An 18,051-nucleotide genomic window follows, 5' to 3' on the forward strand; every position below is an offset into this window, starting at 1 on the left:
AGGAGAAATGTAAATTTGGTGTATCTATCATGTTAGTACAATTATATAGTATAATATTATATGTATATTTAAAATTCTTAATTTAACTTACTTATATAATTCAATTCATATATTCATGAGGTGAGACTATGAAAACGTGGAGTAAGAAGGTAATGACACTAGCTTGCGCGACCTGCTTAACGGTAGGTATGGCGGCTGTAGCTTGTGCCGATACAATTGATTTAGGCTATGGTCAGTATGCTACCACTAATAATGGTGTACACGCGGTAGCTGTAGATGCGATTCCTACAAATCCTACTTTCAGAACGATGGAACAAAATAAGACCCTTCAAAAGGCTAATGAACGAGCTGCACAATCTATGAACGACCGCATAAAAATATCCTATCCCATGGTAAAAGAAGAGTTTAAAGGTACTGCTCTAGATGGCTATAGTTTGTACCAATTATCTGGGGATAGTACATTAGGTCATCATACAGGTTGGTTGCTTACATACAATGTAAATAAAGAGGCTATTAATTATCTAGATCGTATGACTACGCAAATTATTAATTCCGCAATGGCTGATAAACAAGTGAAAGCACAATCTGTTAGCGAGCCTTACACAAAATCTAATGCAGAGAAGTTTATTTCAAAAATGGCCACAGTTACACTTGATCGCAAAATGTTAGAACCACAAATGGCAAATTTAAATGCTACTATGCATCGTGATATGATTAAAACAATACAACAAAGTGCTATGCAAGATGCATCGTTGTCGCAAAAGAATAAACAAAGTGTGCAAGAGGGCGTAGATCTGTTTAAGAGAGTCATCCCTAACTTTACAATGGGCGCTACAGAAATATCATTTAAACCATATACATCTAAGTTTGGTGCTATGGCCGGTATGAGTGTGCGCGGCAGCTTAAAATATGATGGCTTTGTATTGCCTGGTAGCTTAACTATGTATGCAATGCCACAAAACGATGGGCTTACAGTACAAATCTTGGCTACCGAAGATACGAGCCGAGACTACTGGTCAGGACAATTAGAATCCATGTATGGATTGAAAACCCTAAAGGGAGGCAATAAATAATGAAACCATTAAAAACTCTTGTGCTAGCAGCTTGTTTAGTTGGTGCAGTTACTAGTTTTGCTGGTGCAAAAGATGTAAAAACCATAGCAGGATCCATGTCTGTTCCGAATACAGTTACGGTGGCAACCGCATCTACTACAGATTCTGTAGATATTATAAAGGATTTGCTTATCAAGGATAATGCAAAACCAACTACGAATAAACGGACTCGTCAAAGCAATGAGGATGCATTATCTGCGCTTAACTATATGGGCGTTTCCTATGATGTATATCAATTACAAGGGGAAGATAAAACCGGCCAAAAGGACGCTTTGTTAGTAGCCGTAGATTTGAAAACGGCAGCCAATGCATTGTTTGATAACCCTAAGGCTAATGCGTCTGTCCTTCCTGTATTAGCCATACTCAATAATGGTGAGTTGGATCCGATTACAGAACAACTCATGTTGACTACGGTTAATAATCTGTTGCCAAAAGAATCTAAAACATTTACATTGCCAGATAAGAACGTACCCGGTTCCATCTATGTAAGTGCTGGTACAGGTTACAGCACCGCCTTTGGTGTAGTTGGTGAAAGCCAAAAACCTACTACAATTACTGTAGAAAACACAGAACAAATGGAGAAAATGAATAATACAAAGTATCAAACATATACCGTAGGTTCTCGTGTATTAGTTGATGCGGAAGGTATCAAATTCCCATATTATGCAAAAGCGGCACTCGTAATGAATCCACAAAAGCCTACATTGTTCTTGGCATTGACTAGTGATGTACAACGTCAATATTTTATGCCAATTTTTGCAGATGCTTTCAAATCTATTAAATAAAATACATTGAAAAACATCGATATTAATGTATAATAATTTCTATATGATGTATGTATTGTAAAAAGGAGTCCTATTATGAAAACAATTCACACAGATAAAGCGCCTGCAGCAGTAGGTCCCTATTCCCAAGCTAAAGTAGCTGGCGGTTTCTTGTTCGCTTCTGGTCAGATAGCGATTAACCCTGCTAAAGGTTCCGTAGTTGAAGGCGGTATCGAAGCACAAACTGAACAAGTATGCAAAAATATTGAAGCTGTATTAGCAGAAGCTGGTTCTGATTTCTCCAAGGTTATTAAAACAACATGCTTCTTAGCTGATATCAATGACTTCAAACCTTTCAACGAAGTATATGCAAAGTATTTTACATCTAAACCAGCTCGCTCTTGCGTGGCTGTAAAAGATCTTCCATTGGGCGTAGCAGTAGAAGTGGAAGTTATTGCGGAAGTATAATATGGATTATATTTCATTATTACAAAAAGAAATGCGACCAGCCTTTGGCTGTACAGAGCCAATCGCGCTGGCGTATGCAGCAGCCAAGGCGGTATCCGTATTGGATGAGTTTCCAAACCATATTTATGCGCGATGTAGTGCGAATATTATAAAAAATGTAAAATCCGTGGTTATACCTAACTCTGGGGGTCGCAAAGGATTGGCGGCGGCTGCCGTACTCGGTGCCATCGTAGGCCATCCAGAACGAGAACTAGAGGTGTTAGAATCGGCTACCGATGAAAATCGTAAATGGTTAGGCACCTTATTAGATGCTAACTTTTGCACTGTAGAACTAGCGAAAGGTGTTGATAATCTTTACATTGAAATTACGGCAACCACCGATGAACATACGGCAGTGGTACGTATTGAAAATGCACATACCAATATTACCTATGTGTCCGTAGATGGAGAAGTGCTTTCTGAAACTGTTAACGAAATTAAAGAGGCTGAAAGTAGTACTTTCCCGATGACTTTCGATAGTATCTACGAATTTGCAAAAGCTGGCGACATTTCCGGTATCTTACCTAGCATTAAGCAACAGGTAGAATATAATACGGCCATTTCAAATGAAGGTTTATCCAATGATTATGGTGCCAATATTGGCCGATTGTTATTGCTTGATGATGAAACCCCATCTCTAGAAACAAAGTGCAAGGCTCGTGCTGCAGCAGGATCTGATGCACGCATGAGTGGGTGCCCGTTGCCTGTAGTTATATGCTCTGGCTCTGGCAATCAAGGATTGACCGTTTCAATGCCTATCATTACAACTGCTGAGGAACTCGATAAAACCGATGAGGAATTATATCGATCTCTTGTATTTGCCAATTTGTTAACGCTTTACGTTAAATCTGGTATCGGTAAACTATCCGCATATTGTGGCGTTGTATCAGCTGGCATTGTAAGTGTGGCTGGTATTGCCTTTTTGAAAGGCGATAGTAAAGATATTATCGAAGATACACTCGTAAATGGTCTTGTTAGCCTATCCGGTATCGTATGTGATGGGGCGAAACCATCTTGTGCCGGTAAAATTGCCATCTCCTTAGATGGAGCTTTCATGGGCTATAAACAAGCTCGCCTTAACAAGAGTTATCAAAAGGGTGATGGTCTCGTAGCTCACTCCGTTGATGATACGATTAAAAGTATCGGTGTCGTTGCACAAGGAATGAAAGAAACCGATGTGGTTATCTTGAATGAAATGTTGAAACATTAGTTTTATATTGAAAATAGAATTAGATATAATAAAAAGCTCTCTGTAAATACGAGGTGATACTGTGAAAATATCAGCTTATATTTACCAGAGAGCTTTTGTTATATCATATAGATTTATTTACATTAAGTCAGAATTTTGGAGACCTCTTACGATTAAATATACGTAAATTGAATTTGGTTTAATTATTTCTGCTACTTCATATACATGATTATTAATAGTCCATTTTGCACTGTTAACCATATTTCCGCCACTAAATGTTTTTCGTGGATTACCATATTTATTACTTAAGTTTTGATACATACTACTATAAATATTATTTGCCAAATCTAAGTTGTCCGTTGTAAAGGATGGGGAGATACTTATTACATCATTATTTTTTCCAAATACAACTACAACTCGCTGTTCTAGTGATGCACCAGCTTTTATTTGTGCCCAACCAGAATATTGTCGTGTTAATGCATATGTAGAATGTCGATTATCTTTTTTCCAACCTTTTACAGCATTGAGATTTTGCTCAACCTCTGAACGTGGCATTCCTAAATAAATTGTATAAATAAGTTCAGGATTATTGCTTATAGCTTTTGATTCCTCAACAGCATTAAAAGCACTACTAGATGATGTCATAGCGAAAAATGTACAAATAGAAAATATTAATAGGATGAGAGATTTTAATATATTTTTTTTCATCATGATTGAATGTCCGTTCTTTTTAAATATAATCTTGCTATTTTGATAATAGGCATAAATAGTATCAATTTAATAGTTAGTTTCTATTCTATTGCAATTTTTTAGGATCTTTTAGTAGTAACGATGCGCCTAGGCCTATTACTAAGAATGGAACCAGCGTCATCATTGCAGCCGGGAGTGAATAGGTATCTGCTAAATTCCCTACAACCGGTGCGATGATGCCGCCGATTGTTTGGCTTACGCCTAGGGTGATGCCTGATGCAAATCCGATGCTTTTGGCTAGGTAAGTTTGGCCCAATACGATAACAGGGCTATAACTAATGGCTTTGGCAGCACCAATCATGAGCAAAATTAGATAGGCTAGGGGCATCATAATTGTTACAGAAAATTCAGGGACTTGTGTTAATAGAAACATGGATGGCAACCAAATCAAAAGAGATAATCTAATGATTTTGATGGGACCATATTTGTCGCCCAACAAGCCGCCAATGTAGGTCATAAAGATACCGATACTAAAGAATACGGTTAATGCAAAACTACCTTGTTCGGGGCTCGTGCCGAGTTCATGAGTCCAGAATACAGGGATAAATGCATTAATAACGCGGAAATTAACCGATTGGCTTAGGATAATGATGAACAATATACCAAAATATTTCCAATAATTTTTCAGTGGCTGAACTGCAACTGTTGGATTTTCGGTGGCTACGGCTTGGTCGATAGTTTGGGCATGAGCTACGATACGCGGCATGAGCAGAAATAGAACGGTAGATATAATAATACCGGCTACGGTGAAAGCTGCTAGGCCATGTGCACCCACTGTATAGGCGATAGCACCTGCAAATAGAGGACCAAAGGCGAAGCCTGAGCTACCGCCGATGGCGAAGGTTCCCATTGCTTTGCCTTTCTTGCCACCTCCGAGGCGGTTCATAATTTTTGCCCCTTCAGGATGGAAAATGGAAGAACCTACACCAGCCAGTGTGGCACATACAAGGAGACTTTCATAAGACGAAACAAAACCCATCATCCCCGTACTACATGCGGATAATAACGTGCCTGCTGCGATAAGTCGTGGCTGATTGAGCTTGTCTGAAATATACCCTAGCAATGGCTGTAGCAATGACGATAATGCTGTATTCGCTAAGATGAGAAAACCGGCCTGTTCTAGGGATAGACCATACGTATAGATAAACAGTGGTAATAATGCAGGTAATACACTTTGGCACGAGTCGTTGATCATGTGACTCAGTGTGATGAGATAAGGATAATACTTTTGCATAGTAAACCTCGTTGATTGATGATATAGTATATAATATATTTATATTATATACTATATGTATCCCAAAATATAAATTGTACGATGCGTATTGAGAATTTGAAAATAGCCACTTGTAAACTGTTTAACACAAATTGAGTATTGAAATGGTCATATATACTTTATGTTATTCTAGTAATACTTGTAATAAATTCGAGTGATAAGATAGTAGGGGGAGAATATGAAGAAAACGAAAAAGAAGGATATTCCGATGTTGATTGTTGATGATAGCCAATATGCAGATTTGCCTGTAACGAAAAATCCAGATAATATTATTACTGAAGAAGAACAAAAACAAATTGACTAAATGCAAAAAAAATATGGTTTTTAAGCATATATCAGTGTAAGAGGCTGTATATGAGATTATAAAATAGTATGGGGCAAAAATGGGGCAAACGCTACTATATAGTAGAGAAACGATTGAAACATAAAATTTATTTAGAAAGACAAGAAAACCTAGATACAATCTGTATTAGATGTATCTAGGTTTATCTATTATATCTCTATCATTATCATTTTAAATATGGCAGAGGAGGAGGGATTTGAACCCCCGCGCCGGTTGCCCGACCTACCGCATTTCGAGTGCGGACCCTTCAGCCTCTTGGGTACTCCTCCGTGCTTTACGACGCTCTTTAAAGAAATCTTTCATCAATTGGCTACATTCATCAGCGAGGATGCCTGCTTGTAATTGTGGCTCATGATTTAATCCCGGATGAGATAATACATTAAACAGTGATTCTACAGCGCCCCCTTTGTAGTCGCTAGCACCATATACAACGCGATCAATACGGCTGTTAATAATGGCCCCTGCGCACATAGGACACGGCTCTATCGTAACATACAGGGTGCATCCAGTCAACCGCCAGCGCTTTAGGCTATTACAGGCCTCACGGATGACGAGAACCTCGGCGTGAGCCGTTGCATCATGATCCAGTTCACGGCGGTTATGATAACGTGAAATGACTTGATTATCGTGGACCAAAATGGCGCCAATAGGGATTTCGCCAAGGGCATACGCTTTTTTGCTTTCTTCGATGGCAAGGCCCATAAAGTATTCGTCACGACTGCGCTCGTCCATTGTATTAAGTTCGGTTGAATCCATTAGGTCTTTTGTCATTATTGCACCTCTTAATGTATAATATCTTACATAGAGTCTATCATATTTTATCGTATTTTTGCGAATAGATTTAATCGTTGTGTCAGTTGCTTGTGTGAGGCTAGTATGGATATTATTTGGTATATGTTTGATATGATCGGCACCATCGCATTCGCCGTATCAGGCGCACTTGTGGGTGTGTCCCGTAAAATGGATATTTTTGGAATGGCTGTGCTTGCCCTTGCTACCGCTATTGGGGGCGGTGTGATTCGTGATGTACTGCTAGGTTATTTTCCGCCCAATTCACTTCGTAATGTAGTGTATGTTACGGTCGTCCTCGTGGTAACCTTTATTGTATTTGCTATTTATAACAGTCGTTATCATCGCAACATAATGGGACCTCGTAGTAGGGCTAGTTATTTATTTGCCGATGCTCTTGGCTTAGCATCCTTTACCGTTACGGGTGCCTCTGCAGGGTATACATTATATCCAGAATTGCCTATATTCATCGTGTTGCTTGGTACCATTACCGCTGTAGGTGGTGGCATTCTGCGCGATATGTTGGCACAGCACGTGCCTTCTGTACTGAAAGAAGATGTATATGCATTGCCTAGTATTATTGGAGGTATAGCATATTATCTTTTAGTTGTTAGCGATTGGGCGGGGCAAGCCGTATACGGTGCTTTCACTATCGTTCTCATCATTCGCTTACTAGCGATTAAATATCACTGGAGTTTACCGCGCGTTAGATGATAAATTGATTATATGCGATACATTTGCCAAATTATGACTAAGTGATATAATTGTAATATTAGTTATTTTTTTATGATTGTATCCCTTACAACAGTTGTGAAATGGTACGCACAAGCGTGCTTGATAAAGGAGTTTAACCTATGTCTAAAAAATGGTTGAAAGTAGCGTTAATGGTTACGGCTATTGCTACGGGTACATCCATTCAAGTTGATGCGGAAACTGTGTTATATGTTCCGCAAGATGATCGTCCAGTAAGTTTACAATATACAGTTGATACTGCTAAGGCTGCAGGTATGACGGTGTTAACACCACCACAAAATTTGATTTCCGGTAAAACCTACAAAGGGCAAGCCGATCAAATCTGGAATTGGGTAGAGCAAAATGCGGGCCGTGCCGATGTTATGGTATTGAGTACAGATACCTTAATCTATGGCGGCCTTGTGGATTCTCGTAAACATAATTTGCCATTGAGCACATTGGAAAGTCGTTTAAAACGCATCGAAGCGCTTAAGGCAAACCATAAAAATATACGTATTTATGGTTTTGGTACCGTAATGCGTTCCCCACGCGCTAGTGGGGGTGGTACAGAACCATCCTACTATGCAGATTATGGTCCAACCATATTCCAAATTGCTGCACTACAAGATAAATTGGATGCAGGCACATTGACACAAGCGGAAACACAAAAATTGATGAGCTTGCAAGCCTCTGTCCCTGTAGAATATCTACAAGACTGGTTCTCTCGCCGTCAAAAAAATATGCAAGTGAATAAAGACTTGATCGATGAAGCGCGTAATGGTGTCTTTGCATACTTTGCATTGGGCCATGATGATACATCCCAATTGTCTCAATCCGCATTAGAAGGACGCTATTTAAATCAATACTCCAAGGGTATTCCACGTACACAATATGGCAGCTTCCCTGGGGCAGATCAACTCGGTTTATTGTTGATGGCTCGTTCTCGTACCGATGAAAGTGCGGAAAAACCTACGTTCTCCGTTATCTATCCACTTGGTGGTGCCGGCAAAACATTGCCAGGTTACGAAGACCAAACCGTTGATAAAACGATTGCGGAACACGTAGAAGCCGTTGGTGGTACGATGACAACTGCAGGTAAACCAACTGTTCTTCTCGCTGTTAATACACCGCTTTCTACGAGCACATCCGAATCTGAAACCTTTGGTAACTTCCCAATGATTTCTCAAGCTACGACTGCCTTTGTAGATCGTATTCAACAAGCTACGGAACAAGGTGTAAACGTGAGCATTGCGGATATTGCCTATAACAATGGCTCTGATAATACCTTGTTAGGCGCTTTATATAAACGCGATTTACTCTATAAAATCGGCGCTTACAATGGCTGGAATACAGCAAGTAATACGGTAGGCTATGCGATTGCACAAGGCTTATTGCTACAAACTATGTCCCCAGAAGGACATCGCGATATGTTGACCCAACAATATTTGGATAACTGGGCATACCAAGCGAATATCCGTAAGGATATTTATCGTATGCAAGATTCCATTCGTACCGACAATGTACGCTACTCTGGTGATTTGAATTCAAAATTAGAAGAGTATTTACAAGAACGTGTACAAGATTTCAGTGAAACTTATTTGAAGGTAGACCCTCGTACCGTTAAAGCTACATTCCCATGGGGCCGTTTGTTTGAAACGGATATTACTGTTTATGATAAACCAGTAGTACCACTTCAAAAAGAAATTCGTATGCAACGGGAAGCAGAAGCGAAGAGACAAGCTGAAGCTGCAGCAGCAGCTGCGGCTGCACAAGCCAATGGTCAAGCACAAGCTGCTCCAGCTGTGCCAACTACAACAACTCAAGCTGCACCAGCTGCAACTTCGACAACGGTAGTACATCAAGCAGCGACTTCACCGCGCATCGTTCCAACACCGGCCGCTGTGCCGCAACAATAATCGCCTATGAAACGATCGTTTTTGCCTGAAATAACCTATATGCGTGGCCTTTGTATGCTCGGCGTTATCGGCATTCATGTCGGCTCCTATGCATTACAAAATCCGTTCGTTAATTTACAACTCATTAGCGTGTTGGAAATCTTATCGCGTTTTGCAGTGCCCGCATTTTTCTTCCTGTCAGCCTTTGGTTTGTTCTACCATACATCGGTAAACGATCCATTTAGCTACAAGGATTTTATGAAACGACGCTTTCAAGTGGTGCTCTATCCTTACATTGTGTGGTCTCTATTCTACCTTATCTATACAGGAATAACGGCGCACAATTTTGGAAATCTCCATCCAGGACCATTGCTTGTGAACCTCTTGTTTGGTAATAGTATGTACCATTTATATTTTATGGTTATACTGGTGTGGTTCTATGTGCTTATGCCACTATGGCGTGTGATGGTGCGGTGGATTTTGAAAGCCCCCATTCCGTGGCTCGTCATCTTATTTATCCTACAACTAGGATTTGATTTTATATCCTCCTATCGATTGGGGACCTGGGTGACACAACAGTTTAGCGATTCTCCAGCCATAAAATATCTTTTTGATATGCGCCTTAATTATTGGGTGATTCATTATGTATGGATATTCCTCTTTGGTGCTGTTGTAGCTGAGCGATATGAAATCGTGAAGGACTATATGTGGCGTTACCGATACCTATTGGCCACATGTGCCATTTTATCGATTCTATCCATGTTGGGCGCCTACTACTATGTCATGGATGTATGGCATTATACGGTGCTCGAAGCGATTTACACGGTACATCAGTTGAGTCCAATGGGTGTATTCTATACGGCATTGGGTACATTGTTTAGCTTATTCCTATTCCAAGTGATGCCCCTCAACAATACGATGGAGGCGTTCTGGTCACAAATTGGGGATACTTCATACGGTATCTATTTGGCGCATCCGTTCTGGTTATTGATTATGACCGGAATTATGGCCAAGTATAATCTTCTGTTTACAGTGCCTCACGTAGTGCTGTTGTATGTGATGGCCGTAGGATTATCCTACTTGACGACAGTAGGTTTAAAACAAATACCAAAGCCAATTCGAAAATATATTCTTGGCAACTAATAGGCTTATACAAGCCCTGTAAGATTGGTATATAACTAATTACAATAGAATCCGCTCCTACCATAACTTATAGTTATCGGTAGAGGGCGGATTTTTTCATGACTAATTTGAAAACTTTCACAATGTAAAGTGTGAAAATTAATCTGTGATTGTGCTATAATACAATCATACTGATTAGAGTTACAACAAGGGAAAATGAGGTGCTCTTATGAAAGAATTAACATATTTTAACGGTGAATTCGTCGAACCAGGTGCAAAGGTTATCAGCATTGATGACCGTGGTTACTTATTCGGCGATTCTGTATATGAAGTTGTACGTGTTACAAAAGGTCGTTGTTTTGCATTGTCCTATCACCAAGACCGTCTATATCGGTCCATGCGTGAAATGGACATTCCCGTAAAAATGACACCAGATGATTTGACCGAACTTCACGAAATTTTGATTGAACAAAGTGAAATCAAGGAAGGTTATATTTACTTACAAATCTCTCGTGGTGTAGCGCCACGCCATCATGCATATGATCGCTCTAAACTTGAACCACAAATGCTCATGTCCATTCATAATCTCGATATGGATGCAGTGAACAAGTTGGAATCCGGTGTGAAAGCTATCGCATTGCCTGATGAACGTTGGGGTCATGTAGACATTAAAACAACGAATTTGGTTCCTAACATTTTGGCACAAACAAAGGCGGAAAAGAAATTTGCTTATACAGCGATGTTATTCCGCGATGGCATTTGTACCGAAGGGGCTACATCTAATGTATTTGCCGTAAAAGATGGAATTATTTATACACATCCAGCGGATAATCATATTTTGAAGGGCATTACGCGTCAAATGGTTATCACTCGTGTGGCACCTTCATTGGGCATCACTGTTATCGAAAAAGAGTTTGACCGCGCCTTCGTTGATGATGCGGATGAACTATTCTTTACCAATACAACCGGTGGTGTGATTCCGATTATAAAACTCGACAGAAATCCTGTAGCTGATGGTAAACCAGGTGCAGTGACTATGAAATTACGTCATGGTCTAGAAAAATTAATGGAAGAAGGCTTGGCTTAATTAGCATACTATAGGTATCGATAGGGTATCTATAGTGGCTGGTAAGGGGAGCTTTCACAAAGAAAGGACATATTTTGATTACATTAGAACACATTAGCAAGGTCTACGAAGGTGCTAATCGTGTAGAAGCGCTGAAGGATATTAGCCTCACCATTGAAAAGGGGCAAATCTACGGCATTATCGGTCAATCAGGGGCCGGTAAATCTACACTGATTCGTTGCATCAATATGCTGGAATCCCCTACATCGGGCTCCGTTATCGTAGACGGCACAGATTTAACGAAATTGAGTGCTAGTGAACTGCGTAAAGCGCGTAAACACATTGGCATGATTTTCCAACATTTTAATCTTTTATCATCGCGCACGGTCTATGACAATGTAGCATTCCCATTGGAATTGCAAGGGCTTAGCAAGGCTGAAATCAAAGAACGCATCACTCCGATTCTCGATATCGTAGGTTTATCGGACCGCGTGAATAACTATCCATCCCAGCTATCCGGTGGTCAAAAGCAACGCGTTGGCATTGCTCGTGCCTTGGCATCTAATCCAAAGGTATTATTGTGCGACGAAGCTACATCTGCGTTGGATCCGCAAACAACAGAATCCATCTTGGAATTGTTGAAGGATATCAATGAACGGATGGGGCTTACCATTGTGCTCATCACTCATGAGATGAAGGTTATCCGTGAAATATGCGACCGCGTAGCCGTTATCGAAGGCGGTGTTATCTTAGAAGAAGGTAGCACGCTCGAAGTATTTACAAATCCGAAGAAACCGACTACAAAAGATTTCGTTGGCTCAGTAGTAAGCGATAACCTACCAAAAGAAGCGCTTGAACATATTGAACTTCATGATGACTGGATTGCTGGTACGGCACCATTGGTAAAATTGAAGTTTACCGGCCAAGCCACAGATGAACCTGTTGTGGCAGGTTTAGTACGTCGTTTTGACCTCGATGTAAGCATCTTATTTGGTGGCATCGACTACATTCAAAACACTAGTGTAGGCCGTCTCATCGTCATTTTGAATGGTGATCCTATGAAGGCGCAAGAAGGGCTAGACTATATCAGAACATTACCAATTGAAAGCGAGGTGATCGGTTATGTCAGAGCAAGTAATTAAATTGTTGATAACCGGTACCTTGGATACATTGCAAATGACCGTTATTTCTACGATTATGGCCATGATTATTGGTATTCCGCTCGGCGTTGTATTGGTGGTTACCTCTAAGGGACATATTTTAGAAAATGCAGGGCTTAATAAGATTTTAGGGGCTATCGTTAATGCCACACGTTCCATTCCGTTTATCATCTTAATGGTTGCCATCATTCCGTTTACACGCATGGTTGTTGGTACGTCCATTGGTACGACGGCTGCTTGTGTACCGTTGACATTGGCGGCGATTCCGTTTTTAGCACGTCTTGTAGAAACATCCATTAAGGATATTCAATTCGGTGTTATCGAAGCTGCTCAATCGATGGGGGCAAGCCCATTCCAAATTATCCGCAAGGTATTGTTACCAGAAGCATTGCCAACTATTATCGATAATGTTACGGTGCTTATCGTTAACTTGATTGGTTACTCTGCAATGGCAGGTGCTATTGGTGGCGGCGGCCTTGGTGATATTGCTATCCGCTACGGATACCAACGTTTCCAAGGGGATATCATGCTCGCTACCATCATCATTCTTATCATTATGGTTCAAGTTATCCAAATGATTGGTGACGGTTTATCCAAAGCGATGAATAAGAAATAGGAGGCGTTATGAGCGTCAATGAAAAATTGAGAAGTGCTCAACATGACGAGCTCTTTGAAGGCATTTTACAACTTCAAACTGTAGAAGAATGTTATGCATTCTTTGAGGATATTTGTACTGTTAATGAACTGAAAGCATTATCGCAACGACTTCAGGTGGCTAAAATGTTACGCGCTGGCGATAGCTATGAAACGATTGTAGAAGAAACCGGTGCTAGTACAGCGACGATTAGTCGTGTGAAACGATGCCTTGTATATGGTGCTGATGGTTATACAGTGGTATTAGATCGATTGGCAGACAAAAAATAGTCGTAACATATTCATAGTAGGATATAATACATAACGGTGACCCTGGTCACCGTTATTTTGTATATAGGACTATTGTTTTTACTTATACGAATGGTAAAATGATAGTATACGTATGTGAGATATGGGAGGTCGTATATGGAATGGCTAATTGCAATAACCGGATTACCCTATGAGGTAATGATACTTATATTGCTTGCTGTAGCAGGGGCCTTTGCGGGCTTTGTGGATTCCATAGTGGGTGGCGGTGGATTGATATCTGTGCCGGCCATGTTGCTAACTAATTTGCCTCCTAGCGTGGCTCTAGGTAGTAATAAATTGTCTAGTATCTTTGGGGCCGGTAGTGCATCAATTACATTTTTACGAAACCATATGGTTGATTTTAGGCTGGTTCGTAAACTATTGCCTTTTACCTTTATAGGTTCTATGCTGGGTACTTTGGCGGTTGTATCATTACCGCCGCTATATGTTAAACCGATTATCATCGTATTACTCGTGGCCGTTACATTATTTGTAGTCTTTAAAAAGAACTGGGGCGAAGTAAATCGCACCTCTCAAGTAATGGGGCGAGCACTTTATATTTGTATGGCCTTTGCCCTTGGTATCGGTATTTATGATGGCTTTATAGGCCCTGGTACGGGTACATTTCTCATTATGGGATTTATCTTTACCGGATTTGATTTTCTCCATGCTTCGGCGAATGCTAAAATTTTAAATTTCACCAGTAATTTAGCATCTTTACTTGTGTTTCTATATTTAGGACACGTCAATATTATGTATGGCCTTGCCGCTGCGGTGGGACAAGTTGTGGGCGCCTATTTAGGATCTCATTTAGCCATTGCGAAAGGGTCCTCTTTGGTGCGTGTTGTATTCTTGTCTGTTACGACAGTTATGTTGTTAAAATTAGTGTTTGATTATATTTCTACCTTGTAGGAGGTGTGAGTATGCCTCATAAAAATGATGTTCAAGTGGCATTGATCAGCGGTGGTACATCGGGGATTGGATTTGCCACAGCTAAGCTATTATTGCAAGAAGGTTGGTGCGTCGTTATCAATGGCCGCGATGAACAAGCGGGACAAAGGGCAAAGATGAAATTGCGCCGATATTCTTCGAAGGTGCGCTATGTGAAAGGCGACGTATCCAGTGTTAGCGATTGTCAGCGCATCGTAAAAGAAACGGTAGATTTCTTTGGTAGTATTTCGGCTCTTGTAACGGCGGCTGGATATTATGAAGAAGAGCTACTAGCCGATGTATCTGAATCGGCTTTTGATGAAATGTTTGGAACAAATGTAAAAGGGACTGTATTCTTGTGCCAAGCAGCATTGCCTTATTTACGTCAAGTAAAGGGCAGTATTGTTACCGTATCTAGTGATGCGGGCCTACAGGGCAATGTAGCCTGCTCAGTATATGGTGCGTCAAAAGGTGCTATTGTAAGTTTTACAAAATCACTGTCCCTTGAGATGGCGCCCCATGAGGTACGCGTTAACTGCGTGTGCCCTGGCGATGTAGATACATCCCTTGTAGATAAGCAAATTGCCCAATCCCATCAAGATGCGGAGCAAGCAAAAGAGGAGATGGGCCAACATTATCCGTTAGGACGTATTGCAAAACCTCACGAAATTGGCGAAGTTATCGCTTTTTTAATTAGTTCAAAAGCATCCTTTGTAACAGGTGCTGCGTGGACGATTGATGGAGGTCTTACGAGTTGGTAGTGAATAGAGTGTTATCTATTACTAATAGTCATAATAAGACAGTTTATACAGGGTAAAATATATATTATTCATTTCAATTCTACATTGAGAATGGTATAATAATACTAATGAACGATACATACATTCACAAGTGGAATCCGGAGAAAAAGGAGAACGATTATGGCAGAATATAATGGCGTTAGAATTGAACCGCTTAGCGATGGTGGTCAAGATTTAAATTATCAAGTTGAACAATTTATTTTCTGGGGTGCAGGCCGTGCTGCCGTATTGGCTTTGTCTCCAAAATTCAGCAATGTTGCACTATGCACAAATGCAACATACATGGTAACTCGCATTGCGCATTTATATGATGTTGAATTACAAACAGGTGCTGTTGTAGGTTTAGTAGGTGGCTTGAGCACTGCTATTGCTACAGCTGCTATTTCCTTACTCGTACCTTTTAAAGCAGTACGCGTACCGGTAGCTGTTGGTTTGACCTATGCTATTGGTAAGGTAGCTCATATTTGGATCGAAGATGGTATGCCATCCGACATCGAACGCTACAAACCTATGATCGCTGAGTTTTATGAAAATGGTAAAGCCATTGCTGGCGAAATCGCTCGCGATGCAGCAGCAAGCATTCCGTTCACTCAAGGCCAACGCGATGTATGGGCTGGTATTGCCAATGAAACAGGTCTTGCAAAAGAACAATTAGAACAAGTATATTCTGAAAAAGTAGCACCTGCTATTGAAAAATGGAATACGGAAACGAAATACCAATTGCATGATAATGCAGCAGAAGCAGTAGCAAAAGTAACTGATGCGGCAAAAGAAAAAATCGATGTAGCAAAAGAAAGATTGGATACTGCAAAAGAATTGGCTAAAGGTGGCGTAGAAGTAGCAAAGGCAACAACTCAAGTGGCTGTGGAAAATGCAAAAACTACAGCAACTCAAGCTGTAGAAAATGCAAAAGATACTGCGTTCCAAGCTGTTGAAACAGTAAAAGAAACGACAAAATCCGCAATTAACGGTTTCCGTAAATAGTTAGAAGGTTCGGCATGAATCCATTAAAGATTATCAAATATGGCAAGTATTTTAGTGAGTCTCGATTCTTGGCGTTTGCCACTCGCTATGGTAAAAAACTTGCCTTTGTACAAAAAGCAGTGGTGTTATTCTTTTGCTTGCGCGATCAAGATACACCAAAATATGTAAAGGCTATTTTAGCCGGCGCCTTAGGGTATCTCGTCCTACCAATCGACATCATTCCTGATACGATTGCGGGCCTTGGCTGGGTAGATGATGTAGCAGTTCTTGGTATTGCTTTTAAAATCGCCAACCGCTATATCAAAACATCCCACGAAGAACAAGCGAAAAAGCTATTCCCTTTTGGCAACTAACAAGTACATAAAAAGGCAGTTTAATCATTGTTATTGGTTGGACTGCCTTTGTTTATTTGACACCCTTTGTTAATAGATATACAATTAAATTTGTATTGTAATAAGAAGGATGAATAAATGTATACAGCGACAATTAACGTCCGTTTCTATGAAACCGATATGATGGGAATTGCTCACCATAGCAATCATTTTCGGTGGTTTGAAATGGCGCGTATTGAATTCCTTCGTCACATCGGTGTCACCTTGTGGGATATGATGGACGAGGATATAGTATTTCCAATTATGAATGTATCGTGTAACTATAAGGAACCTGCTCGGTTCGATGACACGATTAATATAGAAACCTATTTAGTCAAAATGACCCGTGCTCAGATGGTATTTAAATACCGCATGCGCCGCGCTAGCGACGGTGCACTATTGGCGACGGGTGAGACTAAGAATGCCTTTATGTCTAAATCGTCTGGGAAAATCGTACGATTAGAGGATCGCTTTTATCAACCTATTCTAAATGCTGTTGAGGAGATGCCTCATGACTAATATAGATACACAACGACTGCCTATCGGCGTCTTTGACTCAGGTGTAGGTGGTCTATCCGTTTTGAAAGTTCTACAGGAACAATTTCCCAATGAAAACTTCATCTATATAGGGGATAATGCTAATAATCCCGTTGGCAATCGTCCAACCGAGGAGATTACAGAAATCGCTTGCCGTATTGCAGAAACATTACATCAAGTACCTGTAAAATTGATGGTTATCGCTTGCAATACTTTCACCGTAGTGGCCCTCGATGAGGTGCGCAGTCGCGTCAATGTGCCGGTTATCGGTGTATCGCAAGGTGTTAAGACTGCTATTCGTGAAAGCAATAGTAATACCATCGGTATCATGGCGACAGTGGCGACCGTTAATAGTCATATCCATAAATATGTGGCTATGGACATCGACCATGAGGTTTTTGTATGGGAACAACCATGCCCAGAACTAGCCGGCTTAATTGAACAAGGTCATTTGCATGATGACGCTGTTCGTAAAGTCGCTAAGGAGTACTTAGCACCTATGCTAGAACGGGATATCGATGTTGTCGTATTGGGATGTACTCATTTCCCATTTGTTAGTCCTGTCCTGCAGGAGTTATCAGGTGACCGCATCCGATATATCGACCCTGCTTATGAGACTAGTGATCTAGTACGACGTACGATGGACAGCAATCATTTACATAATCCATCTACCGAGAAGGGCCGTAGCACCTTGTATTTCACAAAGGATATTGCCCTAGGGGCTGATTTGGGTGCCCAATTCTTAGATACTGATGATTTTTCGGTGGAATTGATTACACTATAAA

21 protein-coding genes and 1 tRNA gene are annotated in these 18,051 nt (G+C 40.6%); 18 read left to right on the plus strand and 4 right to left on the minus strand.

Going from position 1 to position 18,051, the window contains the following annotated elements; all coding sequences use genetic code 11:
• Positions 1-128 precede the first annotated feature (128 nt).
• The 4 genes from VIHSUH07_RS00540 (at position 129) to VIHSUH07_RS00555 (ending at position 3,593) form a co-directional block, all read left to right on the plus strand.
• Positions 129-1,073, plus strand: a complete 945-nt coding sequence (locus VIHSUH07_RS00540) for a glutamyl-tRNA amidotransferase (protein ID WP_105083514.1) — start codon at positions 129-131, stop codon at positions 1,071-1,073.
• Positions 1,073-1,897, plus strand: coding sequence for a hypothetical protein (locus tag VIHSUH07_RS00545; protein WP_038124804.1), 825 nt, complete (start codon positions 1,073-1,075; stop codon positions 1,895-1,897). The genes VIHSUH07_RS00540 and VIHSUH07_RS00545 overlap by 1 nt, the downstream gene beginning before the upstream one ends.
• A gap of 75 nt (positions 1,898-1,972) precedes the next feature.
• The gene (locus VIHSUH07_RS00550; RefSeq protein WP_105083515.1) at positions 1,973-2,344 is read left to right on the plus strand and encodes a RidA family protein; all 372 of its coding nucleotides are present in this window, start codon (positions 1,973-1,975) and stop codon (positions 2,342-2,344) included.
• 1 nt (position 2,345) lies between these two features.
• Positions 2,346-3,593: an L-cysteine desulfidase family protein gene (locus tag VIHSUH07_RS00555; RefSeq protein ID WP_105083516.1), complete on the plus strand. Its 1,248-nt coding sequence runs from the start codon at positions 2,346-2,348 to the stop codon at positions 3,591-3,593.
• 117 nt (positions 3,594-3,710) lie between these two features.
• On the opposite strand, the gene VIHSUH07_RS00560 is transcribed toward VIHSUH07_RS00555, so the two are convergent.
• Together VIHSUH07_RS00560 and VIHSUH07_RS00565 are read right to left on the minus strand one after the other, a co-directional pair.
• A complete protein-coding gene (locus VIHSUH07_RS00560; protein WP_105083517.1) occupies positions 3,711-4,283 on the minus strand; it encodes a hypothetical protein in 573 nt (190 codons plus the stop codon).
• 85 nt (positions 4,284-4,368) lie between these two features.
• Positions 4,369-5,556: an MFS transporter gene (locus VIHSUH07_RS00565; protein ID WP_105083518.1), complete on the minus strand. Its 1,188-nt coding sequence runs from the start codon at positions 5,554-5,556 to the stop codon at positions 4,369-4,371.
• Positions 5,557-5,773: 217 nt separating this feature from the next.
• On the opposite strand from VIHSUH07_RS00565, the gene VIHSUH07_RS09765 reads away from it, so the two are divergent.
• Positions 5,774-5,899 carry a hypothetical protein gene (locus VIHSUH07_RS09765; RefSeq protein ID WP_255404402.1) on the plus strand — a complete coding sequence of 42 codons (126 nt, stop codon included), beginning with the start codon at positions 5,774-5,776 and terminating at the stop codon, positions 5,897-5,899.
• A 217-nt stretch (positions 5,900-6,116) separates the two neighbouring features.
• Here VIHSUH07_RS09765 and VIHSUH07_RS00570 read toward each other — a convergent pair.
• Positions 6,117-6,207: transfer RNA gene (locus VIHSUH07_RS00570), tRNA-Ser, on the minus strand.
• Positions 6,161-6,709: a tRNA adenosine(34) deaminase TadA gene (gene tadA, locus VIHSUH07_RS00575; protein WP_199176817.1), complete on the minus strand. Its 549-nt coding sequence runs from the start codon at positions 6,707-6,709 to the stop codon at positions 6,161-6,163. The genes VIHSUH07_RS00570 and tadA overlap by 47 nt, the downstream gene beginning before the upstream one ends.
• Before the next feature lie 105 nt (positions 6,710-6,814).
• Between tadA and VIHSUH07_RS00580 the strand changes: the two genes are divergently transcribed.
• The 13 genes from VIHSUH07_RS00580 (at position 6,815) to murI (ending at position 18,050) form a co-directional block, all read left to right on the plus strand.
• Positions 6,815-7,441: a trimeric intracellular cation channel family protein gene (locus tag VIHSUH07_RS00580; protein WP_105083519.1), complete on the plus strand. Its 627-nt coding sequence runs from the start codon at positions 6,815-6,817 to the stop codon at positions 7,439-7,441.
• Positions 7,442-7,581: 140 nt separating this feature from the next.
• Entirely contained in the window at positions 7,582-9,375 is a 1,794-nt protein-coding gene (locus VIHSUH07_RS00585; RefSeq protein WP_105083520.1) for a DUF4127 family protein, read from the plus strand.
• A gap of 6 nt (positions 9,376-9,381) precedes the next feature.
• Complete coding sequence (locus VIHSUH07_RS00590) at positions 9,382-10,497, plus strand: acyltransferase (protein ID WP_105083521.1); 1,116 nt, start codon at positions 9,382-9,384, stop codon at positions 10,495-10,497.
• 208 nt (positions 10,498-10,705) lie between these two features.
• Positions 10,706-11,563 carry a D-amino-acid transaminase gene (gene dat / locus VIHSUH07_RS00595; protein ID WP_005380174.1) on the plus strand — a complete coding sequence of 286 codons (858 nt, stop codon included), beginning with the start codon at positions 10,706-10,708 and terminating at the stop codon, positions 11,561-11,563.
• A gap of 74 nt (positions 11,564-11,637) precedes the next feature.
• Positions 11,638-12,684 carry a methionine ABC transporter ATP-binding protein gene (locus tag VIHSUH07_RS00600; protein WP_005377223.1) on the plus strand — a complete coding sequence of 349 codons (1,047 nt, stop codon included), beginning with the start codon at positions 11,638-11,640 and terminating at the stop codon, positions 12,682-12,684.
• Entirely contained in the window at positions 12,665-13,318 is a 654-nt protein-coding gene (locus VIHSUH07_RS00605) for a methionine ABC transporter permease (protein ID WP_105083522.1), read from the plus strand. The genes VIHSUH07_RS00600 and VIHSUH07_RS00605 overlap by 20 nt, the downstream gene beginning before the upstream one ends.
• Positions 13,319-13,326: 8 nt before the next feature.
• Positions 13,327-13,626, plus strand: a complete 300-nt coding sequence (locus tag VIHSUH07_RS00610) for a YerC/YecD family TrpR-related protein (protein WP_005380196.1) — start codon at positions 13,327-13,329, stop codon at positions 13,624-13,626.
• A gap of 135 nt (positions 13,627-13,761) precedes the next feature.
• Positions 13,762-14,556 carry a TSUP family transporter gene (locus VIHSUH07_RS00615; RefSeq protein WP_060807509.1) on the plus strand — a complete coding sequence of 265 codons (795 nt, stop codon included), beginning with the start codon at positions 13,762-13,764 and terminating at the stop codon, positions 14,554-14,556.
• A gap of 11 nt (positions 14,557-14,567) precedes the next feature.
• Positions 14,568-15,335: an SDR family NAD(P)-dependent oxidoreductase gene (locus VIHSUH07_RS00620; RefSeq protein ID WP_005377228.1), complete on the plus strand. Its 768-nt coding sequence runs from the start codon at positions 14,568-14,570 to the stop codon at positions 15,333-15,335.
• 159 nt (positions 15,336-15,494) lie between these two features.
• Positions 15,495-16,358: a hypothetical protein gene (locus VIHSUH07_RS00625; RefSeq protein ID WP_105083523.1), complete on the plus strand. Its 864-nt coding sequence runs from the start codon at positions 15,495-15,497 to the stop codon at positions 16,356-16,358.
• Between the two features lie 14 nt (positions 16,359-16,372).
• The gene (locus VIHSUH07_RS00630) at positions 16,373-16,711 is read left to right on the plus strand and encodes a YkvA family protein (RefSeq protein ID WP_005377221.1); all 339 of its coding nucleotides are present in this window, start codon (positions 16,373-16,375) and stop codon (positions 16,709-16,711) included.
• A gap of 117 nt (positions 16,712-16,828) precedes the next feature.
• Positions 16,829-17,248, plus strand: a complete 420-nt coding sequence (locus tag VIHSUH07_RS00635; RefSeq protein WP_005377257.1) for an acyl-CoA thioesterase — start codon at positions 16,829-16,831, stop codon at positions 17,246-17,248.
• Entirely contained in the window at positions 17,241-18,050 is an 810-nt protein-coding gene (gene murI / locus VIHSUH07_RS00640) for a glutamate racemase (protein WP_105083524.1), read from the plus strand. The genes VIHSUH07_RS00635 and murI overlap by 8 nt, the downstream gene beginning before the upstream one ends.
• Position 18,051: the final 1 nt, after the last annotated feature.

It is taken from the genome of Veillonella sp. T34266-5 (assembly GCF_002959815.1).
Lineage (GTDB): Bacteria > Bacillota > Negativicutes > Veillonellales > Veillonellaceae > Veillonella > Veillonella atypica.